This window comes from Streptomyces adelaidensis, from assembly GCF_016598475.1.
GTDB lineage: Bacteria > Actinomycetota > Actinomycetes > Streptomycetales > Streptomycetaceae > Streptomyces > Streptomyces adelaidensis.
In genome coordinates, this window is the sequence record NZ_JAEMUX010000140.1 from 1 (window position 1) to 12,837 (window position 12,837).

At 70.0% G+C, this 12,837-nt stretch carries 23 protein-coding genes and 1 pseudogene; 1 reads left to right on the forward strand and 23 read right to left on the reverse strand.

What is annotated here, in order from left to right; all coding sequences use genetic code 11:
- From I8N67_RS39245 to I8N67_RS39255, 3 genes are all read right to left on the reverse strand, one after another.
- The coding region (locus I8N67_RS39245) for a zinc finger domain-containing protein (RefSeq protein WP_443729056.1) at positions 1–729 on the reverse strand (729 nt) is incomplete at its 3' end.
- Positions 726–1,700, reverse strand: coding sequence for a hypothetical protein (locus I8N67_RS39250; protein WP_200309079.1), 975 nt, complete (start codon positions 1,698–1,700; stop codon positions 726–728). The genes I8N67_RS39250 and I8N67_RS39245, both read right to left, overlap by 4 nt.
- Positions 1,700–2,155, reverse strand: a complete 456-nt coding sequence (locus I8N67_RS39255) for an HNH endonuclease (protein WP_200309080.1) — start codon at positions 2,153–2,155, stop codon at positions 1,700–1,702. Before I8N67_RS39255 ends, I8N67_RS39250 begins: the two co-directional genes overlap by 1 nt.
- Positions 2,156–2,329: 174 nt before the next feature.
- Here I8N67_RS39255 and I8N67_RS39260 point away from each other — a divergent pair, with 174 nt between their 5' ends.
- Positions 2,330–2,548 carry a hypothetical protein gene (locus I8N67_RS39260; RefSeq protein WP_200309081.1) on the forward strand — a complete coding sequence of 73 codons (219 nt, stop codon included), beginning with the start codon at positions 2,330–2,332 and terminating at the stop codon, positions 2,546–2,548.
- A 2-nt stretch (positions 2,549–2,550) separates the two neighbouring features.
- Here I8N67_RS39260 and I8N67_RS39265 read toward each other — a convergent pair whose 3' ends face one another.
- The 20 genes and pseudogenes from I8N67_RS39265 to I8N67_RS39360 form a co-directional block, all read right to left on the reverse strand.
- On the reverse strand, positions 2,551–3,789 hold the full coding sequence (locus tag I8N67_RS39265; RefSeq protein WP_200309101.1) for a hypothetical protein: 1,239 nt from the start codon (positions 3,787–3,789) through the stop codon (positions 2,551–2,553).
- 59 nt (positions 3,790–3,848) lie between these two features.
- The gene (locus I8N67_RS39270) at positions 3,849–4,187 is read right to left on the reverse strand and encodes a hypothetical protein (RefSeq protein WP_200309082.1); all 339 of its coding nucleotides are present in this window, start codon (positions 4,185–4,187) and stop codon (positions 3,849–3,851) included.
- Positions 4,187–4,390 carry a helix-turn-helix domain-containing protein gene (locus tag I8N67_RS44440; protein ID WP_200309083.1) on the reverse strand — a complete coding sequence of 68 codons (204 nt, stop codon included), beginning with the start codon at positions 4,388–4,390 and terminating at the stop codon, positions 4,187–4,189. Before I8N67_RS44440 ends, I8N67_RS39270 begins: the two co-directional genes overlap by 1 nt.
- A 104-nt stretch (positions 4,391–4,494) precedes the next feature.
- Positions 4,495–4,911, reverse strand: a complete 417-nt coding sequence (locus tag I8N67_RS39280) for a hypothetical protein (RefSeq protein WP_200309084.1) — start codon at positions 4,909–4,911, stop codon at positions 4,495–4,497.
- The gene (locus I8N67_RS39285) at positions 4,908–5,108 is read right to left on the reverse strand and encodes a transcription factor WhiB (protein WP_200309085.1); all 201 of its coding nucleotides are present in this window, start codon (positions 5,106–5,108) and stop codon (positions 4,908–4,910) included. The genes I8N67_RS39280 and I8N67_RS39285 overlap by 4 nt, the downstream gene beginning before the upstream one ends.
- A 296-nt stretch (positions 5,109–5,404) precedes the next feature.
- Positions 5,405–5,695 (reverse strand): annotated as a pseudogene (locus I8N67_RS43490) (WhiB family transcriptional regulator); the annotation flags it as partial.
- Positions 5,695–7,155 (reverse strand): DNA cytosine methyltransferase, encoded by a 1,461-nt coding sequence (locus tag I8N67_RS39295; RefSeq protein WP_234046997.1) that lies wholly within the window; start codon positions 7,153–7,155, stop codon positions 5,695–5,697. The pseudogene I8N67_RS43490 and the gene I8N67_RS39295, both read right to left, overlap by 1 nt.
- An 11-nt stretch (positions 7,156–7,166) precedes the next feature.
- Entirely contained in the window at positions 7,167–7,547 is a 381-nt protein-coding gene (locus I8N67_RS39300) for a hypothetical protein (RefSeq protein ID WP_200309088.1), read from the reverse strand.
- Entirely contained in the window at positions 7,544–7,816 is a 273-nt protein-coding gene (locus I8N67_RS39305) for a hypothetical protein (protein ID WP_200309089.1), read from the reverse strand. Before I8N67_RS39305 ends, I8N67_RS39300 begins: the two co-directional genes overlap by 4 nt.
- Positions 7,813–8,103: a hypothetical protein gene (locus I8N67_RS39310; protein ID WP_200309090.1), complete on the reverse strand. Its 291-nt coding sequence runs from the start codon at positions 8,101–8,103 to the stop codon at positions 7,813–7,815. The genes I8N67_RS39305 and I8N67_RS39310 overlap by 4 nt, the downstream gene beginning before the upstream one ends.
- Positions 8,100–8,684: a hypothetical protein gene (locus tag I8N67_RS44075; protein WP_200309091.1), complete on the reverse strand. Its 585-nt coding sequence runs from the start codon at positions 8,682–8,684 to the stop codon at positions 8,100–8,102. Before I8N67_RS44075 ends, I8N67_RS39310 begins: the two co-directional genes overlap by 4 nt.
- A complete protein-coding gene (locus I8N67_RS39320) occupies positions 8,684–9,403 on the reverse strand; it encodes an exonuclease domain-containing protein (protein ID WP_200309092.1) in 720 nt (239 codons plus the stop codon). Before I8N67_RS39320 ends, I8N67_RS44075 begins: the two co-directional genes overlap by 1 nt.
- Entirely contained in the window at positions 9,400–9,927 is a 528-nt protein-coding gene (locus I8N67_RS39325) for a hypothetical protein (protein ID WP_200309093.1), read from the reverse strand. Before I8N67_RS39325 ends, I8N67_RS39320 begins: the two co-directional genes overlap by 4 nt.
- Positions 9,928–9,990: 63 nt before the next feature.
- Positions 9,991–10,821 carry a hypothetical protein gene (locus I8N67_RS39330; protein ID WP_200309094.1) on the reverse strand — a complete coding sequence of 277 codons (831 nt, stop codon included), beginning with the start codon at positions 10,819–10,821 and terminating at the stop codon, positions 9,991–9,993.
- Positions 10,821–11,003 carry a hypothetical protein gene (locus I8N67_RS39335; RefSeq protein WP_200309095.1) on the reverse strand — a complete coding sequence of 61 codons (183 nt, stop codon included), beginning with the start codon at positions 11,001–11,003 and terminating at the stop codon, positions 10,821–10,823. The genes I8N67_RS39330 and I8N67_RS39335 overlap by 1 nt, the downstream gene beginning before the upstream one ends.
- The gene (locus tag I8N67_RS39340; protein WP_200309096.1) at positions 11,000–11,212 is read right to left on the reverse strand and encodes a hypothetical protein; all 213 of its coding nucleotides are present in this window, start codon (positions 11,210–11,212) and stop codon (positions 11,000–11,002) included. The genes I8N67_RS39335 and I8N67_RS39340 overlap by 4 nt, the downstream gene beginning before the upstream one ends.
- On the reverse strand, positions 11,205–11,441 hold the full coding sequence (locus tag I8N67_RS39345; RefSeq protein ID WP_200309097.1) for a hypothetical protein: 237 nt from the start codon (positions 11,439–11,441) through the stop codon (positions 11,205–11,207). Before I8N67_RS39345 ends, I8N67_RS39340 begins: the two co-directional genes overlap by 8 nt.
- Positions 11,438–12,031 (reverse strand): hypothetical protein, encoded by a 594-nt coding sequence (locus I8N67_RS39350; RefSeq protein ID WP_200309098.1) that lies wholly within the window; start codon positions 12,029–12,031, stop codon positions 11,438–11,440. Before I8N67_RS39350 ends, I8N67_RS39345 begins: the two co-directional genes overlap by 4 nt.
- Positions 12,028–12,462 (reverse strand): hypothetical protein, encoded by a 435-nt coding sequence (locus I8N67_RS39355; protein WP_200309099.1) that lies wholly within the window; start codon positions 12,460–12,462, stop codon positions 12,028–12,030. Before I8N67_RS39355 ends, I8N67_RS39350 begins: the two co-directional genes overlap by 4 nt.
- Positions 12,459–12,686, reverse strand: coding sequence for a hypothetical protein (locus tag I8N67_RS39360; protein WP_200309100.1), 228 nt, complete (start codon positions 12,684–12,686; stop codon positions 12,459–12,461). Before I8N67_RS39360 ends, I8N67_RS39355 begins: the two co-directional genes overlap by 4 nt.
- Positions 12,687–12,837 lie beyond the last annotated feature (151 nt).

Here is a 12,837-nt window from a genome sequence, read left to right on the forward strand (position 1 = left end):
CGGGGCCTCGGTCTCGTGGAGTCGGCCCTTGAACTCCTCCAGCTGGGCGCGCTCCTCGGGAGGAAGCTGGCCGAGGTAGGTGGCCGCGGCTTCCTTGCGGGCGGCGATCTGGGCGGTGTCTTCGCGGGGCAGGTCGTGGGCGTCGCGTGCTGCACGGCGGCGGGCGGCGTGGGGGACGGTGCGGGGGTGGCCGTTGGTCCGGCAGTGCCGTCCGAGGGGCGCTTTGCAGGCGGGGCATTCGACGGTGAGCGGGCCGACGCGTACGGGCCGGCGGCTGCCGGTCGGGTCGTCGCCGGGTACGTCACGGCCGATGGCGGCGAGTTCCCGCATGAGTCGCGGGTCGGGGGTGCCGGGGTTGAGGGCGCGGAGTCCGGTGTCCGGGCCGATGCGTCCGTCGGCGAGGGCGGCGGTGCGTGCGCGAAGCCGGGTGAGGTACTGCTCCGGGGTCTCGTCCGGGTCGCCGTCGTAGCGGAGGTTCGCGACGCGTTCGCGGCGGGCCCGCTTGGCGATGTCGATGAGGTCGACCGCGGTGACCCGGAACCGGTCCTGGGGCTGGCGGTTGGCCATCTCCTGGTAGAAGACGGTGAGTGCGGCCTCGGCGTCGGCGCGGGTGAGTGCGGCAGCGGCGAGGTCGGCGTGCCAGGCGAGGATGTCGGCGCGGCCGACGGTGCGCTGATCGCGGGCGGCGGCGAGGCCGAGGAGGGTCGAGGCATCTTCGAAGGTGATCACTGGGCTTCCTTGCGGGCGGCGTCGTACTCGGCCTGCATCTGCCGGCCGAGATCGAGAGCGGCCTGGACGCGGGCGTCGGTGGTGGAGGGGCGCGGCTGGGTGAAGGGCACGACGTTGGTGCTGGGCCGGGTGGCGCGCTCGGACGCGTACTTCGCGGAGCGGCGCACCCACTTCTGCCACTCGGTCGGCCAGTTGGAGCGGCGCACGTTCTGGGCGCGGAAGTGGTCGAGGAACTGGGCGGTCTCGTAGTCGAGGTCGAGGCCGGGGCCGAAGGTGCGGAGGGCCCAGCCGCGCATCGCGTCGGTGAGTTCGAACCCGTCGATGTCGATCGGGGAGAGCGCGTGAGCGTCGCTCCCTAGCCCCTCACTTCGTGCAGTTTCCTCACCGGCATCAGCCATAGAAATAGGTCGGGTCGGGTCGGGTCGGGTCGGGGCGTCGTTAGTCACGCCGTTACGAACTTCGCTGACCTGCGGTTCTTCGCTCAGAACGGCGCGGCTTCCGGTCGCCGTCGTGTCGCCGTCGTGTCGCCGTCGTGCTGCGTTCGTGTCGCCGTCGTGCGTTTTTCCGATCCGCGTAACGCCGTTAGTAACGCCGTTACTTGACGGGGTCGGGGCGTCGTCCGGCGGGACCGGTTTGCCGTTCTTCCGCTGCCGGAACTTCTCCTGCCGCTCGGCGTTCTTCTTCCGCTCGGCGATCACCTGCTCGCGGGACGGGTTGTAGTCGAGGTAGTCGTGGATCTCCCACCCGTCCTCGGTCCGGTCCCACACGCCCGCGTCGGCGAGCTGCTGGGCGGTGGCCTTGACGCCCCGGATCTTCGCCACGAGGGCGAGTTCGCGGTCGCTGATGCGTCCGTCGGTGAGGTTCTCGGCGCACCAGCAGATCGCGGAGATGTGCAGCCGGAACGCCCGGTCGGACAGCAAGGCGATCTTGCGGTGCGACGGGAACCGGTCGTCCAACTTGACCCAGGGCATCAGACCTTGGCCCCCTTCGAACTGTTGCAGGAGCGGCAGAGGGTGCGAAGGTTTGCGTCCGTATCGGGGCCGTAGAGGGACCACGGGTGAATGTGATCGAGGGTCAAGTCGTCGGTGGCGCCGCACATCAGGCAGGCGTTTCCATCGCGGTCGTAGATGCGCTGCCGCTGCTCGGCGGGAATCGCCGCCCGACTGTCGTTGCGCTCCCAGCCGAGTAGCTCGTCGTCGAGCAGGTAATCAGGGCCGACGGGAGCGGCGAGCCCTGCCGTGATCATGCGGCGGACCTGTGCGGGCGTGCCGTAGCTGCGGACGAGTTCGCCGGGTACACACCAGTCTCCGGGGTGGTACCGCACGGCCCAGGTGGAGAGGCGGACCCATAGGCCGGTTGCAGCGTTCCCCGCCATGACGATCTTGGGGTGGGTGAACGTTCGGCTATGGATCTTCAGGTTGGCCATCTGGGCTTCTTTCGATCGCGCTGATCCGACTTGGGCAGGAGGAACCGGTGCTCTCGGGCCTGCCCGTGAACGCACCCCAATTGTATCTCTACTGTCTAGACAGTGCATAGCGTTGCGAGGGTCGGACGCGGTGGGGTGTATCGCCGATGTGCAGACAGCCGCTACTCTGTGGACATGGCCAGCAACCCGACCCCGCAGCGAGTGATCCGCGTCGACGACGAGACGTGGGCTGCGTACGGGCAACTGTGCGAGGAGAAGGGCGTCGCCCGTTCCGCCGACCTGCGCATGTACATCAAGCGCGAGGTCGCGGCGTGGCGCCGGCAGCAGACCGACCCGGCCGCAGCGCACAGCCGCCTGCCGCAGAACCCTTCCCGCACGATCGCCGAGTCCTGAGGTCATCGCTCCGCCTTTCGGTACGCCGGGATGCCCGGACCAGGCGGGAACTCCGGGAGGCCCTGGAGCGCGCGCGGCGTGTGCGCGGGGCAGCGGTAACCCGGCAGATATCGGCGCACGCCGTCGGCGGTGTTGCAGTACCGGGCCTCGGCACCTATCCAGTGCGAGCACACGCCCGACGGGCGCCGCTGGACGGAGGGCGCTACGGGACGATTCAGAGAAGGCGTGGCGAGCGTCGACAGGTCGATTGCCCGCGCCTGCATCGCCGCCAGCTCCGCTTCCTTCCGGCCGGAGTGCCCGTTGCGGGCGCCCTTGCGGGTCTTCTCTCGGGCCGCCGGAGCGCCGTCAAGAGGCGTTGCCCCGCGGCCGTTCAGCGCCGACAGATAGCGGCCGTACGACTCCCGTGTCGTCCAGAAGCTGTAGGGGGCCTCGGTCACCTGAGCGTTGAACACGGGCACGTACTCGCCCATCGGGGCGCCCCTCAGGACGTCGTCGAGAGTGACGCCGCCGAGCAGCTCGGTGCGGGCGTGAGGCCTGCCGCAGCCGGATATCTTGCCGCGCGGACACCAGACGCCGTTCCGTACGTCGCAGGTGAACACGATGATTTCGCGGAGCCCGGACCTGAACGTCAGCGGCCGGTTCAGGTCTTCGATCCACTCGAACGGCACGTCGCCGTCGGTGCGCAGGATCGGGCCCTTCTGGGCTCTGGCCACGCTCACTTGGTCGGTGTGGAACATGGCGACGCGCCCGACGGCTGCGGCGCGGTCCATGCGCTCCGTCAGCCCATGTCCCTTCTTGAAGGGCGAGTGCTGGTGCTCGTAAGCGGTCTTGATGATTCCTTCGGCGGCGAGGACGTCGGCGATGCTGCTGCCGTCCTCGGCCCGCGCCTCTTTCCTCGGGCCGAAGCCTTCCCTGTCCCAGACGTGGAACGTGCGGTTGTTGTAGGCCTTGTGCTCGGGTGTCTCGACGGACTGGTACGGGTGGTCCAGTGCTTCGCCGGCTTGGTGACTGACGACGCGGGTCCCCATGCGGTTGAACGTCTTCATCCACTGGGTCTCGCCGTGGTCGACCCAGCAGAAGCCGCACCGCACGATCTGGGCTCGGGTGGAGTTGATGTTCCGGGTACATAGCCCTGCCCACTCGCTCTCGGTGAGCTGGACGGCGTCGACGATGCCGCGTTGATTCCTGCGGGCGTAGGCGCGCAGCGTGTCGTCGGCGATGATGATCTGGTTGTTCAACACGCCACGCTCCTCCTTTCTCCTGGCCTCGTACCGTGCTGATACGGGGCCTCGTCGTGCGGTCAGCTGTTCCGGTTGGCGCGGCGGGCGTCCCAGACGGTCGTGTCGCGGTACTCCCTGTTGGCCAGGGACGGCGAGGGCGTCCGGTAGCCGTGGCGGGCGAGCCGCGCCTTGACCGAGCTGAGGCGGGCGCCGAGGACTTTCGCGAGCCGGTAGGCGGTGACGCCCTGCTCGACGAGGACGAACAGCGCCTCGGTGAACTCGCGGCTTGTCTGCCGTCGGGGGTCGTCGAGTGGGGTGGTGCCGTTCACGGTGCGGGCGATGGCGTACATGGCGCGGAGTTCGTCGGCGACTTCGGGTGTGACGGCGTCGGCGCTGGCCGGGGTGTCGTCGGCGTCCATCAGGCCGCCTTCCCGGTGTTGCCGCCGCGGGGCCGGAACTTCACTCCGGCTTCGGCGAGGAGTTCGTACGTGGTGGTGTAGGGGCGGCCGATCTGGCGGGCGACGGAGCGGATGGTGCAGCCGTCGAGGTACAGGTCGGCGGCTTTGCGGCGGAGGGTGATCCGGTCGTTGCCGGACGGGAGCCGGCGGGTGGTTCGTGCCACGGGGTGGGTCCTCTCGGGTGGTTGGGTCCGGGCCCGCTCCTCGTTGGGGGGGGTGAGGAACGGGCCCGGTGGCGGCCGTGGGGGTGGCCGCCGCGGTGGGTGGCTCAGAGGTGGGCGTCGATGGCCTGCCCGATGCCCTGCACGAGCGCGGTCCGCGTCTCCTCGGGCATGCCGGGCTCGAACGCGAAGTGGATGCGGCAGATGGGCTTGTCGTCGCCGCTGAGGGTGATGACGTGCTCGTCGGACGGCTCCAGGCCGTCGGCGCCGAGCCTGATTGCCCATGCGCCCACGGGCGCCGCCGGAATCATCCGCTCGTGGATCTGTCGTGCCGCCTCGGTCAGTCCGTCCTCGTCGAGAAGACCGCCCCAGGTGACGAGGTCGCCGTCGGCGTGAAGGTGCGGGATGTAGGACTGGCGCAGCGAGGTGGCGATCTCCTCGACGGTCGGCAGGTGAACGAGCGCATCGAGGGCAAGCCCGGCTTCGGCACGCAGGTCGTCGTCGGTGTACGGGCGGTCAGTCATGGGGTGGTGTCCTTGTCGTTGGCCGGGCATTGGTCCCGGTGCTGCTGGATCGGATCGGAGGCGAGGAAGTCGGTGACGAGGGCCCGGCCCGTGACCCGGCGGTGGAACAGGCAGGCGGCGCACAGCTGGTCGGCCACAGCGACCTGACCGCGCTCCATCCGCCGCACCTGCACACCACCGAGCCACGAGCCGGACATCAGGCGACGGCCTTCGCACCCGCTGCGGCCCGCTGGAGGCGTTCCTGTACGTCCGCCAGATGCAGCGGCTGCACACACCCCCGCACCTCGCACAGCCGGTGAATCGGGCCGTCCCACTCGTGACCGCGGTCCACGAGGAACGACAACTGGTTCGGGGTGAGTTGCCGCTGCCGGAACTCCGGGGTTTTCGCGCCCTCCCACACCAGATGCCCGCCGGTGGTGTGGGAGGCGTGCCGGTCGAAGAACTCGCGGAGGGTGGCCGGCGGCGGCTGTTTGGGGCCGCGCGGTTTGCGGACGGCCTGTCGTGTGTTGCGGGCTTGGCGTCGGCGGAGGTTCCCGCGTTCGTCTTCGGTGAGGCCGCCGTAGATGCCGTGGTCTTCGTGGTTGTCGAGGGCCCATTCGAGGCAGCGATCCCGGACGGGGCAGCGCCCGCAGATGGCTTTGGCGTCGGCGATGACCTGCACCCACTTGCCGAGAGTGCCGTCCGGGGAGAACAGTTCGGGGTCCTCGCCGAGGCAGGCGCCCGCATCGCTCCATATGGCGGGGCGGGGGCTGGTGAGGCCGTGAGCGGAACCGGTGTACGCCATCACGCCACCGCCGGGAGTTCGATGCCGTCGCCGGTGAGCGCTTCCACCGCCATGGCGACCAGGTCGCGGGCAGCGTTCGGGGTGACCGCGTTGCCGAGCATCTTCACCCGCGTCCGCTTGTCGGCCGGGGTGAGGATGTACTCCTTCGGGAAGTGCATCGCCGCCTGGTACTCGTGCGGCTCCAACATCCGGTAGCGGCAGTCCTCCACCGACCGGACCCGCCCGCCGTAGATCGCCGCGTGACCCTCAACCGTCGTAACGGTCCCGAGAGGATCCGAAGCTGGCTGGGCGATGCTGCTGCTGTAGTACGGCAGCACCATGTCCGGGGCGCTCACCAGGAAGTGGTGGTTGCCGCCCGCGGTGACGGTGGACAGCGGCTCGGTGATGGCCCGGTGGGAGGAGCCGCCGCCGCGGAGCTCCACCATGTACGGAGGCAACGCCACCCCGGTCTCGTTGCGGGTGGTGACCGTGCGCAGCGGGTCGAGGATGTCCATCGGGGGCTTCTCGCGGCCCTCGTTCGGGACGAGGAACGGGCGGGAGAACTTCTCGTACCCGGCGTTGATGCGGCGCAGGGTGTTGGCCGCGAGTTCGTCCTTGGTGCCCTTGCGGTCGCCGATGGTGCGGGCCGGGAGAGTCCAGTCGATGATCTCGGATGCGGTGCGGACAGGCGGGGTGACGACCGCGTTGCGGCAGGTGACCTGCGGGCAGCGCCACACGTACTGGCCCGTCTTGCCGTACCGGCCCCACGGCCTCATGGGCGTGCACATCTTGGTGGTCTTCCATGCCTGGATCGCTCGGATCGGCCCGTGCATCGGGCACACGGCGGTGGGCCGCAGCCACTTGTCGAAGTCCGGCGCCTGCTCGACCTGGTCGGGGAGCCAGAACACGTCGTACTTCCGGTCGCGTGACTGGGCTGCGCCGTCGCCGAGCATCGCGGCGAACATGCTGTTGAGGTAGACGGCTTTGTGGGAGTAGCCGAGCCCGAACTTCATGGTGTACAGCCACGACTCGTAGATCGCGCCGGGCCGCGATTTGGGTCCCCACCAGCGGGAGTCGACGACGTTTTCGACGATGACGATGCGGTAGGCGTGCTCCTCGCAGAAGCGGGGCACGTCCCACATGGTGGCGCGGGATCGGATCTCGGCTTCGCTGACGCCGTCGGGTGCGAACAGGCCGTCGTCCCATTCGCCGTGGTCGCGCTTCTTGCCCTTGGCGACGGAGTGGTTGGTGCACTCCGGGGAGGCCCACAGGATGTCGGTCTTCGGGTAGCGGCCGGGGACGACTTGGCTGATGTCGGCGCAGTCGTGGGCGGTGTCGGGGTGGTTGGCCTGATGGGTGTCGATGGCGTGCCGGGAGTGGTTGGCGGCCATGACGACACGGAAGCTGGGGATGTGGCGGGCAGCAGTGGCCATGATGGCTCCGGTGGTGGAGCCGCCGGCCCCACAAAACAGATCGGTCATCGTGATGGTCATCAGGCGGCCTCGCCGTCGTCGTCGATCGCGATGGCGGTCTGGATGTCGAGGGCGCGGGCGAGGAGCTGCGTGAACTGGGTGCCGGTCATGGTGACGTAGCCGTCCGCCGCCGAGCTCTTGCCGGTCCGCTTGTGCCAGACGACCCCGAGCCACGCGTTGTCGTTGACGCGCTCCAGCTCGGTCTCCTCGATCCAGCCGGCGAGATTCCGGGAGGCGGTGTTCTTCGCCTCGATCACGACGCCGACCACGCCGGCGATGTCCCCGCGGTCCTTGACGGCTCCGGCGATGCGGCGTTCGGCGTACGGCCAGCCCGCGGCACGGAGGTGTTCGACGATGGCGCGCTCCCAAGCGGAGCCTTTGGCCTTGTTGCGGCTGGTCACTTCGGGTCCCCCGTCGGGTTGGTGGTGTGGTCGTCGGTGCCGTACGTGGGCAGCGAGAGGATGAGCGCGCATTCGTCGATGTCGGCGGCGTTGACGCCGGGCACGTTGTCGGGTGCGGCAGGCGGCAGGCCGACCCGGGCGCGCGCGTCGGCCATGCGGTCGCGGGTGATCGCGCGGCGGCGGGCGCGGTCGATCAGCCGGTAAGCGGTGTAGAGCAGGGAGCCGATCAGGACGACGACGAGGGCGCCGATGGCCAGGTTTTCCTTCATGCCGCCACCGCCAGGCTTTCTGTGCCGCACGTCCAGCAGCGGGCGGATCCGTCGCGGCGGACCGCGTGGAAGCGGGGGCGCTGCTCGGTCGGGCACCATAGGTCGTCGTTCGCCTCGACCTCGCCGCCGTCCAGCAGGTCGTCCAGGGAGACGAGGTCGACGCCCTGGGCCTCCGGCTTCGGGAACGGGGTGCGCTCCCACACCGGCCAGTTCCGGGCGATCAGGGTGGCGCCGGTCAGCATGAACGCGGTCCAGGAGCCGACCGCCACGGTGAGTTCGTCGTTCACGACGCCACCTCCTGCGGCGGGCGCCCCTCTTTCACGGCGAGGCGCTCGTCCAGCTCCGCGCACCGGTCCAGTGCCCGCCGGAGCTCGACCGACGGCTCGTCCCGCCGTACCCGCGCCGCGCCATCGACCGGCCGGGACTCCCACTCGTCCGGCCGCAGCCCCTGCACAGCCAGTCGGGCCCGTTCCTCCGACGCCTTCAGGCGCTCCGCCAGCCGCTCTTGGTCGGCGCGGGCCCGGACGGCGACCGCAGCGACCGCACGTTCCTCGCGGCGCGCCGTCCAGAAGGCGTTCAGGTAGCGGCCTGCCGCCTTCGTGAGACGGTCGACGCGGGCTTCCAAGCGGGCCGTGTACTCGGCGTCCGTGCCGTCGTCGAGGCGGCGGGTGAGCTCGGCGTTCCGGCCGGCGAGCCGCCGGTTGGTGGCGTCCGCCTCGACGAACTGGCGGATTGCCTGGCCGCAGTTGCGCTTCGCGGTCTCCGCCGCCTGCTCGGCTTTCTCCGCGCGGTCGCGGAGTCGGTCACGGTCGGCGTTGAGGGCGGCCACTTCAGCGTTGTGGCGGCGACGGGAGACGAACCCGAACATCACGCCTCACCCCCGCGCTGAGCCGGGACCAGCGGCCACTCCGGCGCGCAGTACGCAGCCGGGTCGGTCTTCCGGAGGTGGGCCTGAAGCCCTTTCTGCTGCTCCTCGCGCCATGCCTGCTGAGCCAGATACAGGCGCTGCGGGTCGTAGCCGTCAAGCCGCGGGTTCCGCTCGTACAGCGCGTCCACGATCCCCAGTGCAGCGACCGCGTCAGCCTTCGCCTCGTGCCAGTTCTCCAGGTGCACGCCGTAATGCGCGGAGACCGCCTGCAACTTGCGCGAACCCCGGCGGTACTTGTCGGCCTGCTTGTCGAGAACGAGGGCGTCCATCAGCGAGTACGGCGGCCCGTCGAGTCGGTCGGCCATCGTCGGCAGCCCGTACCGCACCAGCTCGTAGTGCAGGACTGACCAGTCGTACGCCGTGTTGAAGGCGACGAGCGGCATCCCGTAGCGGAGGATGCGGGCCAGAGTGCCGGCGATCTCGTCGAGCGCCACCTTCGGGTCCCGGCCTTCGGCCTGCGCCTTGGCGTCGTCAATACCGTGGATCGCGGTGGTCTCCGGGGGAATGGGCACCCCGGGGTTGATGAGCCACGTCTGCGAATGCTTCTGCGAGGCGCCGCCACGGCCGACGACGGCGGCGGTGACGATGCGGGCCTCGGTCGGCTCCTTGGACGTGGTCTCCGTGTCCCAACCGCAGCGGCGGCCGTCGAGGTACTTCACTCCGCACCTCCAGCAGTGAGCTGCGGCAGCACCAGGTGCGAGAGCGCACCCGACTGCCACGCCTGCCCGATCGCCTGCTTGCCCGCAACCGGCACCGTGAGCCGCGTGTACGCCGCCCGGCCCTGCATCTCCACACCCGGCACGTCGTGCAGCTCGCCCGTCTCCGGGTCCGCCCACTGCGCAACCCCGGCCGCGGTCATCTCCTTCAACAGGCGGGCGGTGAACGCGGCGCGGACCTCGGTGACGAACTTCCGCTCGATCTCGCTCGCATAGTGGTCCATCACCCACGCCTTGAACTTCTCGACGTCGGCGACGACCGCGGCGGCGGCCGGCTGGACGAGGCTGGCGGTGCCGATGTCCTGCTGCTCGTCGAGGCTGATGGTGACCTTCTGGGTGCCGGTCTCGGCCTTCGCGGCGCGCAGCCCGTCTTCCAGGTCGCGCTTGGCGGCCTTCAGTTCGTCGCCGATGGCCTTGTGGAGGGTGTCGAGGACAGCGGCTCGGGCCGCTGCTTCCTTCACGTTCATGTGGTCTCCTGGTGGGCGGGGCGCCCCGATAGCCGCGGGGCGCCCCTTGGTGTGCGGCAGGGGTCAGGCGGCGGCTGGGGTGCGCATGAGCGACGTGGCCTGCCGGAACTCGCTGGCTGTGCCCTGCTCGATGGGGTGGCCGAAGGCGGAGGCGAACTGTGCAGGCAGGCCCTCGACGAAGTTCGTGTCGCGGGCGGCCGCCCACATCGCGTCGAGGGCGGCCTGCTGCTCGGCCTCACCAGCGGGCGGCATCGCGCCGGGACGGGAGTCCGTCGCGGCGGCGTCCGGGTCGGCAGCGGGCTTCGGACGGGACCGCTTCGCGCCGGCCGGCGCGGGCGTCGACTGACGCTCGGGCCCCTGCTCGCTGCCCGGCTTCGGCTCCGCACCGACCGGCGCGTCCTTCGGTCCGTTCTCCGCAATCTCCAGATCCGACGACGTCCACAGATCCAGCGCCATACCGAACCGCATGCCGGCGTTCCGGATCGCGTCCCCGATGATCTCCTTCACCGCGTCTCCGCCACGCTTGCCCTCGGCGTTGCCGTAGCCGAGTCGCGTCACACCGCACACCGTCAGGCGAATCCACAGGCCGCCGTTCTGGTCGTGCTGCGGCAGGCCCTTTTCGTCGAGCGCGACGGGCTCCCATCCCCATGCGGGGTCGATGTTGAGGAGTCGGTTCGTTGCCTCTGCGTGCCCGACGTAGGCGAGGTCGATGTGCGCTGAGCTGATGTTGTTGCGGCACTTCTGGCACTTCGCGCGCTGGTGGATCTTGCACGCGCCCTTCATGTCGCGGCAGTTTCCGCACCACACGCGCGGCAGGTATCGGATCTCGGCTGCGGGAAACGGTTCGCGGAGCTTGGCGAGCGAGGTGATCTGTTGCTCGGTCAGGTCGGTCATCAGGCGGTGTCCTTCCGGTGTGGTGTGGCGGCGAGTCCGATGAGTCCGACTCCGAGGGCGGTGATCGCGTCGGTGGCGGTGGCGTACACGCCGGTGAACGGGCTCAGTTGGGTGAGTGCGAGGGCGGTGAGGGTGACGGCCGTCCAGTGGAGGCCGGTCCGGGCCGCGTGACGGGCGCTCACCGGGCGACCGTGTACGCGCGGTTGTCGGTAGACCCGCGTTGGACGAGAACGCCGCGCCTGGTCCACCACTGGAGGTCTTTCCGGGCGGTGCTACGGCACGGCCCCCAGCCGGTGGCCCGGTAGAAGGCGTGCGCCTGGCCGGAGGTGATACGGCCGCCGATACGGCGGATCTCGGCGAGGAGCGCGCGGCGCCGGTCGCGGTCAGCCACGGCCATCACCGCCGTCGATGCGGTCCTGACAGTCCGGGCACAAGCCGGTGATCCGCCACTCGTCCTGATAGGCGGCGGTCTCGTCGGGGCTGAGGAACATGCGGCCGGTACCGGCTGCGGTCAGAGCCTGACCGCAGCCGATCGGCTCCCGCAGACACCGCTCCTCGCGGACGGCGTCGGCAGGCAGGTCCCCGCCGGACAGGGCGGCCAGGAAAGCGGGGAAGCTCATGCCGTCGCCCCCGCAGTCTCTTCGACAACGCCGTACACCGGCGTGGACTTGAACTCGCGGCGCCACCGGTAGCTGGGGTTCGTCGACCGGGTCTCGCGCCACTCGATCGGGCCGTGGCACTTCCGCATCGGGTTGTGCATCCACTCGCGGCGGAACGCCTGCGCGCCGCACCCCGGGCAGATCGCCAGCGGGCCGATCTTCGACTCGGAACGGTTCGCCCTGAACGCTGCCTGCCGCTGCCATAGGGCGGGCCGCTCGAATTCCACGGACCCGTCCAGGACCTCGCCGTCTGAGGGCAGATCGGTGGGGTCGTCGCCCCAGTACGCGAGCGCCTGATCTTCGGTCTCGGCCTCGACCCAGATCACCCGGGTGACGGTCTCCGTGACGATGATCGGGAAGCTGCGCTCCTCGACGCCCCAGACTCCAGCCTCACGGGCCGCGCGGGACAGGAGCACGTCGATGTCCAGGTCCGGCTCGTTCGGCTGGAGGCGCGGCCACCGTTGGCCCAGGTAGCTGTGGTCACCGTGGTGCTTCAGCTCCAGGTCGCAGTCTGCGTAGGTCTTGCCGGGGTTCGGCTCGCCGCACTTCACGCGGACCGCCTCCCGTCCTGCTTCGGGAACGGGTGTGCTTTGAGGTGGGCGCGGGTCTTGGCGTGCGTCGGGTGCTTGATCAGCGACGCGCCCCGGTTGAAGCGGGACGTGACCCGCTCCACCGCCTCCAGCTCGCCGAGGAGCCTGCACACGTTCGGGATGTCCACCTCGACGTGCGCGGTGTCCATGCCCGCCACGTCCTCCACCTGCTCCACAGCGGCGTCCAACTCGCCCTCGCGGGCCACGGAGCCGACGACGGCGGCGAGTTCGTCGAGGGCGTCGATGACGTCATCGCGGGACTGCTCGTCGGACGCCCAGTGCTGCACGAGTTGGACGAGGGCGTCGGTGCGGATCTGGTCCACCCTCAGGACGCCGTGGAGGTGGTTCGCGCCGAGCGTCACACTCAGCGGCGGGTTCGTGGAGTGGTTCATCGGAGTGCCTCCGAGGCGGTCGCGGGGAGAAGGAGAGCGGCGTTCTTCCGGGCCCAGGTGATCGCGGCGAAAACAGCGCTGACGAGAACGTCCAGCGCCTTGTCCAGCGGCGCGGGCATCGGGGCCTCAGTGCCGATCAGCCAGACCAGGCACCAGCCCAAGCGGAGGAATCCGCCGATACCGAGGGCGAGGAAGAACCACTCGCCGAGAGACAGGTCCGGCATCAGGCACCGCCCGTCTCGGGCAGGTCGTGCCCCACGAGGTACGAGTGGTGGACGGCGGGGTAGTGCTCCCCCTCCGACTCACGCAACGACGCCACCGGCACGAACACCGCCGTCAACGCATTCACCGGACGCTCCGACGGACCCGGCACCC

Bases quoted from the DNA above. Each gene is read 5' to 3' on its own strand.
- I8N67_RS39250 (WP_200309079.1), bottom strand. From the start codon at position 1,700: ATGCCCTGGGTCAAGTTGGACGACCGGTTCCCGTCGCACCGCAAGATC.
- I8N67_RS39255 (WP_200309080.1), bottom strand. From the start codon at position 2,155: ATGGCCAACCTGAAGATCCATAGCCGAACGTTCACCCACCCCAAGATC.
- I8N67_RS39260 (WP_200309081.1), top strand. From the start codon at position 2,330: ATGGCCAGCAACCCGACCCCGCAGCGAGTGATCCGCGTCGACGACGAG.
- I8N67_RS39270 (WP_200309082.1), bottom strand. From the start codon at position 4,187: ATGGACGCCGACGACACCCCGGCCAGCGCCGACGCCGTCACACCCGAA.
- I8N67_RS39280 (WP_200309084.1), bottom strand. From the start codon at position 4,911: ATGACTGACCGCCCGTACACCGACGACGACCTGCGTGCCGAAGCCGGG.
- I8N67_RS39285 (WP_200309085.1), bottom strand. From the start codon at position 5,108: ATGTCCGGCTCGTGGCTCGGTGGTGTGCAGGTGCGGCGGATGGAGCGC.
- I8N67_RS39295 (WP_234046997.1), bottom strand. From the start codon at position 7,155: ATGACCGATCTGTTTTGTGGGGCCGGCGGCTCCACCACCGGAGCCATC.
- I8N67_RS39305 (WP_200309089.1), bottom strand. From the start codon at position 7,816: ATGAAGGAAAACCTGGCCATCGGCGCCCTCGTCGTCGTCCTGATCGGC.
- I8N67_RS44075 (WP_200309091.1), bottom strand. From the start codon at position 8,684: ATGTTCGGGTTCGTCTCCCGTCGCCGCCACAACGCTGAAGTGGCCGCC.
- I8N67_RS39325 (WP_200309093.1), bottom strand. From the start codon at position 9,927: ATGAACGTGAAGGAAGCAGCGGCCCGAGCCGCTGTCCTCGACACCCTC.
- I8N67_RS39330 (WP_200309094.1), bottom strand. From the start codon at position 10,821: ATGACCGACCTGACCGAGCAACAGATCACCTCGCTCGCCAAGCTCCGC.
- I8N67_RS39345 (WP_200309097.1), bottom strand. From the start codon at position 11,441: ATGAGCTTCCCCGCTTTCCTGGCCGCCCTGTCCGGCGGGGACCTGCCT.
- I8N67_RS39355 (WP_200309099.1), bottom strand. From the start codon at position 12,462: ATGAACCACTCCACGAACCCGCCGCTGAGTGTGACGCTCGGCGCGAAC.
- I8N67_RS39360 (WP_200309100.1), bottom strand. From the start codon at position 12,686: ATGCCGGACCTGTCTCTCGGCGAGTGGTTCTTCCTCGCCCTCGGTATC.